8 protein-coding genes are annotated in these 12,362 nt (G+C 37.5%); 3 read left to right on the top strand and 5 right to left on the bottom strand.

Translation table 11 applies throughout. The annotated features are described in order from the left end of the window. The coding region (locus GGG_RS19970; protein WP_010117030.1) for a DUF2971 domain-containing protein at window positions 1-453 on the bottom strand (453 nt) is incomplete at its 3' end. A 193-nt stretch (window positions 454-646) separates the two neighbouring features. Further along, complete coding sequence (metH, locus tag GGG_RS0117010) at window positions 647-4,336, bottom strand: methionine synthase (RefSeq protein ID WP_010117028.1); 3,690 nt, start codon at window positions 4,334-4,336, stop codon at window positions 647-649. 464 nt (window positions 4,337-4,800) lie between these two features. Between metH and GGG_RS0117005 the strand changes: the two genes are divergently transcribed. Further along, entirely contained in the window at window positions 4,801-6,420 is a 1,620-nt protein-coding gene (locus GGG_RS0117005; RefSeq protein ID WP_029574665.1) for an inorganic phosphate transporter, read from the top strand. 143 nt (window positions 6,421-6,563) lie between these two features. Here GGG_RS0117005 and GGG_RS0117000 read toward each other — a convergent pair whose 3' ends face one another. Beyond that, window positions 6,564-8,114 (bottom strand): hypothetical protein, encoded by a 1,551-nt coding sequence (locus tag GGG_RS0117000; protein ID WP_010117024.1) that lies wholly within the window; start codon window positions 8,112-8,114, stop codon window positions 6,564-6,566. 360 nt (window positions 8,115-8,474) lie between these two features. On the opposite strand from GGG_RS0117000, the gene nfuA reads away from it, so the two are divergent. After that, entirely contained in the window at window positions 8,475-9,113 is a 639-nt protein-coding gene (gene nfuA / locus GGG_RS0116995; protein WP_010117023.1) for a Fe-S biogenesis protein NfuA, read from the top strand. 212 nt (window positions 9,114-9,325) lie between these two features. Here nfuA and GGG_RS0116990 read toward each other — a convergent pair whose 3' ends face one another. After that, entirely contained in the window at window positions 9,326-10,336 is a 1,011-nt protein-coding gene (locus tag GGG_RS0116990) for a hypothetical protein (RefSeq protein WP_010117022.1), read from the bottom strand. 7 nt (window positions 10,337-10,343) lie between these two features. After that, window positions 10,344-11,378, bottom strand: coding sequence for an alpha/beta fold hydrolase (locus GGG_RS0116985; protein ID WP_010117021.1), 1,035 nt, complete (start codon window positions 11,376-11,378; stop codon window positions 10,344-10,346). A 326-nt stretch (window positions 11,379-11,704) separates the two neighbouring features. Here GGG_RS0116985 and GGG_RS0116980 point away from each other — a divergent pair, with 326 nt between their 5' ends. Further along, window positions 11,705-12,319 carry a carbonic anhydrase gene (locus GGG_RS0116980; protein ID WP_010117019.1) on the top strand — a complete coding sequence of 205 codons (615 nt, stop codon included), beginning with the start codon at window positions 11,705-11,707 and terminating at the stop codon, window positions 12,317-12,319. The last annotated feature ends 43 nt before the right edge of the window (window positions 12,320-12,362 follow it).

Below are 12,362 nucleotides of genomic sequence, written 5' to 3'. Positions count from 1 at the left end.
AATTAAAATATCAGGATCGTTTTGACCTAAAAGTTGAGAAAAATCTAAATTTGGAATTTTATCTGAATATTGAATATCAAAAGATCTATGTTTAGGATTTTGCTTTGACAATATTTGCTCTAAATTATATTCAATACAAAAGCCTTTATGACTATTGGCATAATGTGCCCAAAGTAATTCATCACTATATGTTTTACTTAATGAAAATATACCGAGTTTAGTATCTTTCATATCAATGATATTTTGTAAAACTTGTTCAATTAAGGCTAAGTTTTCTGAATGTTGATAAAAGGTCTTTTTAAGATGATTTAATTGTTGTTCGAAATCATCAATATTAATAAGTCCTTCACATGGATCATTCAATTGGCTTGTATTTGAAGCCCAAAATGTATCATTCTTTAATGATAGTAAATCTCTTTTGAAAGAACCACCGCGATATTTGTACACAAGCATAAGGTAGTATTTATTTAGTTATATAATTCATATTTATATAGTTGTTTTATATAAAAAATCAAGGTGAATTTTTTCACTGAATCCCTCCCAACCTCCCTTTAAAAAAGGGAGGAGCTGTCACGTAATTCATCGACTCACATGACATCCCCCTCTTTGGAAAAGAGGGGTTAGGGGAGATTAAAAAAAGAAAAAATCAAGAAACCGAATCATCCAAATTCGGCGCTAACCAACGCTTCGCTTCATCCAAAGTCCAGTTCTTACGCTTTGTATAATCCTCAAGCTGATCTTGAGCGATTTTACCCACGTTAAAATATTCAGATTGTGGATTTGCATAATAAAAACCGCTGACACTTGAAGGTGGCCACATCGCAAAACTGCTGGTCAATTGCGTACCAATCTTATCGGTAGAACCTAACCAATCAAACAAAGACGCTTTTTCAGAATGCTCAGGACAAGCAGGATAACCCGGTGCAGGACGAATACCGACATACTTCTCTTTAATCAACTCTTCATTCGACAGTTGTTCATCTGCCTGATAACCCCAGAACTCTTTACGAATACGCTCATGCAAATGTTCCGCAAAGGCTTCGGCAAAACGGTCACCTAAAGACTGTGCAAGAATCGCAGAGTAATCATCACCTTTGGCTTTATACTCATGCGCCATTTCTTCCGCACCAAAAATCGAAACGGTGAAACCACCCAAGTAGTCTTCAGCTTGATCTTTAGTTGCAACAAAATCAGCCAATGATAAATTCGGTTTACCTGTGACTTTGTCAGACTGTTGACGAATATGATGGAACGTATGTGTTACAGATTGACCATCTTCACTAAAGACTTCAACAGAATCCGCCGCTGAACGATTGGCAGGGTAAATACCAAATACAGCACGTGCATCGAAACGTTTATTGTCAATAATGTCTTTCAACATCGCTTGAGCTTGATTATACAAATCAGTTGCAGCTTCACCGACCACGTCATCTTGTAAAATTTTCGGGAATTTACCCGCTAAACTCCAGGAAATAAAGAAAGGTGTCCAGTCAAAATATTCCACTAAAGTTTCCAGTGGATAATTGGTCAGGGTTTGCATACCAATGAAATTTGGCTTCACAGGTTTATTGGCTGTAAAGTCAATTTTCAAACCATTTTCAATCGATTCTGTATAAGAAAGTTTCGCTGCTTTTGGTTGTTTGTTGGCAATACGTTCACGTACTTTTTCATATTCAGCACGATGTTCAGCGACAAATTTAGGCTTCATTTCAGGTGAAAGTAAAGTCGTTGCCACACCCACGGCACGAGAAGCATCGGCTACATAAATCACGGCATCGTTTGAATATTGTGGATCAATTTTTACCGCAGTATGTGCCTTAGAGGTCGTTGCACCACCGATCAATAACGGTACATGGAAACCTTTACGCTGCATTTCTTTGGCAACGAAAACCATTTCATCCAAAGAAGGGGTGATCAAACCTGACAAACCAATAATATCGACTTTTTCATCAATCGCTGTTTGTAAGATTTTTTCCGCAGGTACCATCACGCCAAGGTCAACAATGTCATAGCCATTACAACCTAAAACAACACCAACGATATTTTTACCAATATCGTGAACGTCACCTTTCACGGTCGCCATCAACACTTTACCTTTGGATTGGCTACCTGTCTTTTCAGCTTCAATGTATGGGTTTAACCAAGCTACAGCCTGCTTCATTACACGAGCAGATTTTACGACTTGTGGTAAGAACATCTTGCCTGAGCCGAATAAGTCACCGACCACATTCATGCCATCCATGAGTGGCCCTTCAATCACATCCAATGGACGTTTAGATTTTAGGCGAGCTTCTTCAGTATCTTCATCAATAAAGGCAGTGATCCCTTTGACTAAAGCATATTCAAGACGTTTTTCAACGGTATCATTACGCCACTCAAGGTTTTCAACTTGTTTTTGTGCAGCACTTTGACCACGATATTGTTCTGCAACTTCAAGCAACTTTTCTGTTGCATCTTGACCACTGTCGCCTTGATTTTGATTGAGAATGACATCTTCAACGGCATCTTTCAGTGCTTTAGGAATATCGTCATAAATCGCCATTTGACCTGCGTTGACGATCCCCATAGTCATGCCTTGTTTAATCGCATGATAAAGGAATACCGAGTGAATCGCTTCACGAACAGGCTCATTACCACGGAAGGAGAACGACACGTTCGACACACCACCTGAAATCATGGCATGTGGTAGGTTTTGTTTAATCCAACCTGTTGCTTCAATAAAATCAACAGCATAGTTGTTGTGTTCTTCAATACCTGTCGCAACTGCAAACACGTTTGGATCGAAAATAATATCTTCCGCAGGGAAGCCGACATCATTGACCAATACTTCATAAGAGCGCTGACAGATTTCACGTTTACGCGCAGCCGTATCAGCCTGACCTGTTTCATCAAATGCCATGACGATAACCGCAGCACCATACTGACGACATAAACGTGCCTTTTCGACAAACTCGTCATAACCTTCTTTTAAAGAAATCGAGTTAACAATCGCTTTACCCTGTACGCATTTCAAACCAGCTTCAATGATTTCCCATTTTGATGAGTCAATCATGATCGGGACTTTAGAAATTTCAGGTTCTGAGGCGATCAAATTCAAAAAGTGCACCATTGCACCTTGTGAATCGAGCATGCCTTCATCCATGTTAATGTCGATGACCTGCGCACCTGCAACCACTTGTTGTAGTGCGACATCTAAAGCTTCAGTAAAGTTTTCTTCACGAATTAAGCGGAGGAACTTTTTAGAACCTGTGACGTTAGTCCGTTCGCCGACATTCACAAACAGTGAATCATCAGAAATGTTAAAAGGCTCTAAACCACTTAAACGACATGCTGGTTTTGTTTCAGGAACTTGACGTGGTTTGATGTCTTTAACGGCATTATAAATTGCACGGATATGATCAGGTGTAGTACCACAACAACCACCTGTAATATTGATTAAGCCACTTTCCGCAAATTCTTTTAAGAATGCCGCAGTTTCTTCAGGCGTTTCGTCATAACCACCGAAGGCATTTGGCAAGCCTGCATTTGGATGTGCTGAAACAAAAGTATCAGCAACATCAGACACGGTTTTAACGTGAGGACGCATTGCATCAGCACCCAAGGCACAGTTAAAGCCAATTGATAATAAATCACCGTGACGTACTGAGTTCCAAAATGCTTCCGCCGTTTGTCCTGTAAGCGTACGACCAGATGCGTCGGTAATTGTTCCCGAAATCATCAGCGGTAATTCATAACCGATTTGTTTAAAGACTTCTTTCACTGCAAAGATCGCAGCTTTACAGTTCAAGGTATCAAACACAGTTTCAATTAAGAGAATGTCAGCACCACCCTCGATGAGTGCATGTGTTGCTTCGATATAATTTTCTTTGAGTTCATCAAAAGTAATATTACGGAATGCAGGATCATTTACATTTGGTGAGATCGAACAAGTTCGTGAAGTTGGGCCAAGCACACCTGCCACGAAACGTGGTTTTTCAGGTGTTGAATATTTTTCACAAGCCGCTTTGGCTAGTCGTGCAGCTTCAAAGTTGATTTCATGGACTAAATCTTCCATGTGATAATCAGACATCGATACGCGAGTACCATTAAAACTATTGGTTTCAATGATGTCTGCACCAGCATCGAGATAGGCTTCGTGAATCCCTTGAATAATTTGAGGTTGTGTCAGCACCAAAAGGTCATTGTTGCCTTTTAAATCAGATGCCCAGTCGGCAAAGCGTTCACCACGATAATCCGCTTCTTCTAACTTATGGCGTTGAATCATGGTTCCCATAGCACCATCGATGATCAGGATGCGTTGGGCAAGAAGCTCTTTTAAGGTGGCAAGTGTCGACATTCAAAACTCTCAGACAGTTTTTTTAAACGTGCAATATATTAACAGATTGTCTATATGATTACTGTAAAAGGCGATTTCAATGCTGTTTTATTCATGGGAATGATTGATTTGTTAAATTGATCATTTTTATATAGCCTAAACAAAAAAAGAATGCGTGTTTTTTCATCAATTTGTCATAAAAATCAGGCAATGTATGAGTCGTTTCATGTTGTTTTGTCATATTTGTCTGAAATATTACAAATATTATTACAGCTTAAATTGTCTTAATTTGGTAAATATGGTTTTGGTTTTATGAGTTTAACTATTTGAATTTAAATATTAAAAAATTAAAAAAGACCACTTTTGGTATGAGTGGTTGAAAAGAAATAGTGAAGAAATTGGCTATTTATTACAGTTGTTTGTCATATAATTGTCACAATTAAATTGAACAATAAGGGGATTTTATTATCCTCTTAACCGTCTGCATGAATTCGAATTTACCTCCCGTCTCAGATTCTGCACATTCAAACACTGTAAAGTCGACGAATGTACATGTACCAACGCCGAAATTTTTTATGCCGGTGTTTTTGACGATTATCGTTGCAACACTGGTCTATATTGGTGTGCAATTAAGTGCAGATTTGGCACATGTTCCACCTTTAAGCCTATATTCAGTCATTCTTTTAGCTTCAGCATTATTTATTGCTTTAGGCTTTGAGTTTGTAAATGGTTTTCATGACACAGCCAATGCTGTAGCCACGGTGATTTATACCAATGCTTTGCCTGCACCTGTAGCTGTGATGTGGGCTGGTTTTTGTAACTTTCTCGGGGTAATGGTTGCAAGTGGTGCTGTAGCATACGGCATTATTGCATTGCTTCCTGTTGAATTGATTATGAATGTGGGAAGTGGCGCAGGCTTTGCCATGGTTTTTGCCATGCTCATCGCTGCTATTCTTTGGAATTTAGGGACATGGTTTCTCGGCATTCCTGCTTCAAGTTCACATACTTTAATCGGCTCGATTTTAGGTGTGGGAATCATGAACTACATTTTGCACTCATCAAGTGGTGCAAGTGGTGTAGACATGGATCAAGTGATTAAAGTGGGTAAGGCTTTATTATTCTCTCCTTTAATTGGTTTTGCTTTTGCAGCAATTGTATTCTTGATCGTGAAGAAAATATTCAAGAAACAATTGGAATTGTTCCAACCACCTGAAGGCAATAAGCCACCACCGCCATTGATTCGTGCAATCTTGATCTTTACCTGTACAGGTGTAAGTTTTGCGCATGGTTCAAATGATGGGCAAAAGGGTATGGGACTGATCATGTTGATTTTGATTGGCTTGGTTCCGTTGGCTTATTCTTTGAACCGAAATTTAGATCATCAGCATTTACAGTCTTTCTCTGAATTATCAGGTCAAACGGCAACTGCGATTTATGCACAGCATTCAAATATTTCAGATGATCAAGCACGTTCAACGATTACTAAATACATTCAAACCAAAGAAATGACACCTGCAGTTGTTCCTGCTTTGGCAAGTTTGACGGATCATTTGGGTGATCGTGTTGCTAAGTTTGGCGATTTGAAAGATATTCCAGAAGATGAAGTTTCTTCATTACGTAATGATATGTACTTAAGTACAACCGCTTTCAAACGTTTAGATAAAGCAGATCAATTGCCAAAAATGAACGAATCACAAGAAAAGGCAGTTAAGGCATATCGTAAAAACCTTGATTCATTCCTTCAATACATTCCAAACTGGGTTAAGGTTGCTGTTGCATTGGCGCTTGGTCTAGGTACGATGGTTGGATGGAAACGTATCGTAGTCACGGTTGGTGAGCGTATTGGTAAACATCACATGACTTATGGTCAAGGGATGTCTGCGGAATTGGTTGCAATGTCTACTATTGCAGCAGCAGATGGTTTTGGTATGCCAGTTTCGACTACACATGTATTGAATAGTGCTGTAGCAGGGACAATGGTTGCCAATAAAACTGGTCTGAATTTTGCGACAGTGCGCACGATTCTTTCAGCTTGGATTTTCACTTTACCTGCGACAATCTGTTTGTCTGGTGTGTTGTATTGGTTATTCTTAAAAGTATTCTAAGTTTAAAAATATTCTAAAAGTATTCTAAGCTTTGATTAAATTTAGAAATTTAAAACGCTGCAATTGCAGCGTTTTTTATGGGTTATGCTTTGAGCTTTCATGATTGACCTGCTCGGTCTAGTCATGTGCTGTGATTGCAAAACTTATTTTTTCAATTTTTCTGCTACCTTTTTGATGGGTAATTTATCTGTGGCAAAGCCATAGATTGCAGCAAAAGGTAAAGCAGTTCGTGCAAGATAAGCAACCCGCCATAAACCACCGTGATTTGCACCATCCATCATCAATTCCAAAGGATGTTGCATTGTGGTTTTTGGATTGGACAGAGCATTTGGATTTCTCAAGTCATGAATCCATAGGGCTGCCATGATGGCATTGGTTGTTTCTGGATTAAATGCTTCAACATTAAACAAACTTGCTCCATTAAAAGCTGCTTTTAATAATGGATTTTTAGTGACGGAATGCGTTGTTGTAGACGGTGCAATATTGATACTGACATGCTGACCTTGATGCCGTGCTAAAGTCGCTCGCCATTGTTGAATACGCTTCGCCAACGCATAGTTTGGCCCTTGCTCAATGACCAAACAGTCTGTGATGCCATAAGCTTGTCCATTATCAGAAGAAATCAGTTGTTGATTGTTATCTTTAAAAAATTGCTTCATTGAAAGCTTGGAAATACTTTTACTTAACAGTGTTTCAAGTTTTGAACGTTGCTGATTTTTTATGGTTGCGCCGTGAATCACTTCTTTGGGAACAGCATAAACATCAGTTGGAGTACACATATACATCAGTGATGAATCAGGTTTTTGTTCACTGATATGGCTCATAATACTGTCCATTGCCATAGAAACGCGGACGTGTTTCTCACCATCTAAATAGGCAATAGAAGCTAAATCCAGTTTATGTGGATTGTCACAGAGCCATTGGGTAATTTCTGGGATTTGAGTCAGTAAGTTTGCACCTAACTTGGTTTTTAATTCTTGGATATTTTCAATATCATCAATCTTTTGGAAACTCGGTGCATATAAGGTTGCATTACCAGCTTGAATAGTTTTGAGGATTTTTTCCCATACACGCTCATTGGGCAAATCGACAGCAATAATATTGGCTTTCCATTGAGCTAACCATGTGAGTGGGCCAGCTTCAGAGGCCGCACCAAATAACACCATAGTACGATCAGACAAATCGAACCATTCAGGATGTGCGTTGGCTTCACGTAATGCTTTGGCATGACTGGCTTCAATAATGCCTGCGTCTTCCCACGTTTGAATTTGATTGAGTAAAGCCTGACCTTTTAAGTTTTTTCCATGGTAAGGAACAAACCATTCGGGCTGAGTTTGCACATGTCCCTTAACAGTAACCGTTTGAATATGTTCAGTGATTGGCACGCTCATAACATCTTTTAAAGAATAACGTTGCCCATTTCTAAAAAAATCAAAACTATGTTGTGCTTTGTGTAGACCTTGTTTGGCAATAATGATCGGGTTTTGGATCGACTTAATACCATTTTCGACTAAGGATTTGAAATAAATAGGATAATTTTTACGCCAATTTTTTTCATTTAAAACGTGTTGAGCGCTTTGATTATCAACCATAGACAAGGCTTCTGCTATGATTTCTTTTCCAACATTAGATGAGCTCGATTTTTGAGTTGCAGGATCGATTGGAAATTGTAAACCATCAATTGAATTGGACATGCAAAATATCTCGCTTCTAATGCATTATTAATATACAGGTGTATACATTATCCATGCCAAATTGACGAATGTGGTGGCATTATCTACCAAAATTGTCAGAGAAATATAGATCGATAAGGGAGAGATAAGGCGGTAATTTAAAAGATCTATTTTTTGATAAAGAGGTAATACATATTTCAAAATTGATTGAGTAAGTAAAGAAATGCAATCTTTTAAAAATGATAAAATATTCAAATTAAAAAACCTATTAATTGTTTGATTAATAATAAAATTATGAACAATTCCGACAATTTTAGTTGATTTTTACTCATTCAGCCCCATCTTCAGTTAAAATACCGACTTCAGCTTGAGGATAGAGTTATGTCGACTGAGAACACCGATACTGCAGTTGCAGAAGAAATTCCAAATTTATTGATTACTCCAAATGCGCAAGAGTATTTAAAAGATCTTTTGGACAAGCAGAATACTCCAGGAATTGGCGTTCGTGTATTCGTAGAAAATGCGGGTACTCCACGTGCTGAATGTTGTATGGCGTACAGTGCACCTGAAGAAGTTGTCCCTACAGATTACAAACAAGATTATCCAGATTTTCCAGCATTTGTTGATGCACCATCTATTCCATATCTGAAAGATGCTGTGATTGATTACAATAAAGATCGTTTTGGCGGACAGTTGACATTCCGTGCACCAAACTCAAAAGTACCACGTGTTGGTCCTGATGCATCAATTGAAGAGCGAATCACTTATGTACTTCAAGCCGAAATCAATCCAGGTCTAGCAGGGCATGGTGGTAACTGTGCATTGGTAGAAGTGGTTGAAGATGCAGAGCATGGTTTAACTGCTGTATTGAAATTTGGTGGTGGTTGCCAAGGTTGTTCTGCAATTGATGTGACCTTAAAACAAGGTGTTGAAACGACCTTAAAAGAGCATGTACCTGAATTGGCACGTGTTGTTGACCAAACTGACCATAGCCAAGCAGAAGGTGCTTATTTCAAATAAGCGCTTTGTTTCGCAGTGAAAAACCTCCGACATTCGGAGGTTTTTTTATGGTTCAATAAATTGAGTGCAACTTTTAGAAGCTATCTAGAATGTTATCAATGCAAAACTAAAAAAACTATATTGAATTCGTAGATGGTTGTTATTACGGGACTCGTTTTGTTGCGAATTTCTAGTCTTAATATTCTGTTTTTACTAAGCAAAAGAAAAGCGCATTATGCGCCTTTCTCTATATTCAGAATTTTTAAAGTGTTATCTGAGTAATAAAACTTCTCTAAATAAATACGAGCACGTGATTTTAAATGTTCAGAAGAAACCATTTTTTGAATCACAGGTTCAAGTAGTGCTTGTAATTCATTTTGAATCAACGATTCATCGATATTGATATCTCTTAAAATAAGATCGAAAGGGCGTTCTTCATTTCGGACATACCAAGCAAAAACACCATCATGTACTTGTTTGCTTAAATAATCTGTTTGACGAAGATGTTCCCAAATTTCATGACCCATTTCGACAGTATTGGGTAAATCATTCACTTCAATATATTGGCGTAATGCACCAATAGGCACTTTTTTGATTTTGTGCCAAAGGTTGGCTTGGAAATGGTAGAGTTTTTGATCATCAAATTGTTGATTGATGACTTGTTCACTGAGTTGACTAATTTTAATAATATTTTTCTGTAAATAATGTTTAACCGTATCATCCAAATTGGTATCAGTAACCGACTCTAAAACGGATTTCCCCATTTTCATAAAACGACTTACACCGGGCACTTTTTTATTCATCATAGAATTATCAATATAATCCTGAATGGAATGATGAATCAGCTGTGTCAGCATGGTTGAAAATGAAGGGTTATTTACAACACGCTTAATCAATGCCTGACGATGACCAGATTTACTTGCTACATATTGTGCAATTTTATCAATGGTGAGGACTGGAATAATATCTTCAATTAAAGTGTCATCATTACTTGGATGAATTAATGCAAAACGGATATGTTCTGTAATCTGTTCAATTAAAAAATGGCTTGTGGGCGTTGCTAAAATTTGTTTTTGAATGAGTTGATTAATATCCTCAAAAGACCAAAGATCCTTTAAGGTGTGCTTTCTAAACCAATGATAAAATTCAGTAAATTCAATTTTAATGGTTTCAGGCTGCGAAAATTCTTGATCAAAAAAAGCTAACTGGGCTTCAATGAGTTGTTCAACAAGATTGTTTTTCATATAGACCTTATTTATACATTTTTTGATCGGCTAAAGGATTTTTTAAAGGTTGAACTTTATTTAAGAAATTCAAGTAATCATCAGACACACGTTCTGGTGCTTCTAACAGCGGCATGTGTCCCACTCGATTGAGAATAACAGGTTCTTCAGGTCGTTTTAGAATAGACTTCAATTCATTTGCAACATCAACATTCACGATTTGATCTTGATTTCCCCACAGAATCAACGTTGGGGCTTCAATATTTTTGACCATTGTTGTAAATGTCGTTGGCGTATAAAGACGATTTAATGCATCAATTTGATTGATGATTTTTGCAGTATCTTGAGATTTCGCAATGAATAGTTTTTCTTGTTCATTTCGAATCACACTGGCTGTAAAAGGTTGATCAAATATGACCTTTTTCATCACAAAATCTAAATCACCTTTTTGTGTAATTAATAATTGTTTTAAATAAATAGGGTTCTTTAAATAATTGGTATTGTTCGTTTTAAAAATCCCACCCGTACTCATTAAGAAAAGGCTTTTGGTATCAAACGGGTATTGTGATGCATAAAACATCGCAATTGTACCGCCCAAGGAGTGACCAGCAATATTTAAATTATCTTGAATGTGTGCAGCTTCAATAAAACGTCTGAGTTGTTCCGTCACATTTGGAACAGATAAATCAAAATTTTCAGGAATTTGCGTACTACCTGCGGAAGGTAGATCTGGAATAATGACGTGATAATAAGGTGTGAGTGATTTTGCAACACTATTCCATGTGTCACGGCTACTGGCTAGACCATGAATCAGTAGAACAGTCGGTTTGTTTTTATTACCACCTTCACTATATGACCAGACGACATCACCGACACGTAAGGTTTTAGATGTTAAACCCGCCCAAGCACGTTCTTCTTGTACAATTTTCAAATAATCTACATATTCGGGCGTATTGCTTGCTGCAAGCGTGTGGCTAGCAAAACTGAGCATGCCGATTGTAGACATACAGAGTAAGATGCTATTTAAAAATTGAAGAAATTTTTTATTGGACAGTTCTGACATTCACATGGTTCCTTGCTAATGGCTTACCATTATATAAAGCAAATGTATTATTGATGATTTTAATTTTTTCAGCATTTGCCGAAAGGGATGAATTTGTATATTTTTTGCCAGAGCTGAAATACTAAAATATGAGAATTAATAAGTTTTTTTGTGATAATATCTGCAATTATTAAGAAATAAGTGATAATTTAAACTAAAAATAGGCGATTTGATAACCACAGTGTCATTTAACAAAAATTGTAACAGAGTTTATTTTTAGTCAGTGACTTTCATATTCTACAGCATTAAAATTAAATGTAACCTCCACTCAATGGAATAAAATACAAATGCTAACTGCTCAAGAAGCTTTAGAACGATTGAAACAAGGTAATGATCGCTTTGCACATGGTGAAACAAATCTGACTAAATTTTTGACGCATCAGCAGCGCTCAGAAATGGTAGATAGTCAGGAACCATTTGCAATTATTTTAGGGTGTTCGGACTCTCGTGTTCCTGCTGAAATGGTATTTGATCAGGGCTTTGGGGATCTATTTGTAATTCGTGTAGCAGGCAATATTGTTGCGCCTTCTCAAGTGGGGAGTGTTGAGTTTGCTGCAGACAGTTTTGGTTGCCCTTTGGTCGTTGTTCTTGGGCACAGTCACTGTGGAGCGATTCATTCTACAATTGAAGCACTTCAAAATCCGAATGCACCATCTTCTGCGAACTTGATGTCAATTGTAAATCGTGTACGTCCTTCAGTTGAAATTTTGATGCAAACTGAGTTAAAGGATGATTTAGAAAAGTTATGCATGCATGCTGTGAAATCAAATGTATTTGCTTCAGTCAATCAATTACGTCACGGATCTGCTGTATTAGAAAACTTGATTGCGCAGGGCAAGTTAAAAGTGGTTGGTGCTGAATATTCTCTTGAAACGGGTGAAGTTTCTTTTTACGATTTTTAAGCTTGAAGATTTGGTCTTTAATTTAATTTTAATAAAGTTTAAG

This window comes from Acinetobacter sp. P8-3-8 (assembly GCF_000214135.1).
Classification (GTDB): Bacteria; Pseudomonadota; Gammaproteobacteria; order Pseudomonadales; family Moraxellaceae; genus Acinetobacter.
This window is presented reverse-complemented; position numbering and strand designations above follow the sequence as displayed.

Excerpts from the sequence above, each read along its gene's own strand:
- GGG_RS0117000 (WP_010117024.1), bottom strand. The coding sequence starts at position 8,114 with ATGTCCAATTCAATTGATGGTTTACAATTTCCAATCGATCCTGCAACT.
- GGG_RS0116985 (WP_010117021.1), bottom strand. The coding sequence starts at position 11,378 with ATGTCAGAACTGTCCAATAAAAAATTTCTTCAATTTTTAAATAGCATC.
- GGG_RS0116990 (WP_010117022.1), bottom strand. The coding sequence starts at position 10,336 with ATGAAAAACAATCTTGTTGAACAACTCATTGAAGCCCAGTTAGCTTTT.
- metH (WP_010117028.1), bottom strand. The coding sequence starts at position 4,336 with ATGTCGACACTTGCCACCTTAAAAGAGCTTCTTGCCCAACGCATCCTG.
- nfuA (WP_010117023.1), top strand. The coding sequence starts at position 8,475 with ATGTCGACTGAGAACACCGATACTGCAGTTGCAGAAGAAATTCCAAAT.
- GGG_RS0117005 (WP_029574665.1), top strand. The coding sequence starts at position 4,801 with ATGAATTCGAATTTACCTCCCGTCTCAGATTCTGCACATTCAAACACT.
- GGG_RS0116980 (WP_010117019.1), top strand. The coding sequence starts at position 11,705 with ATGCTAACTGCTCAAGAAGCTTTAGAACGATTGAAACAAGGTAATGAT.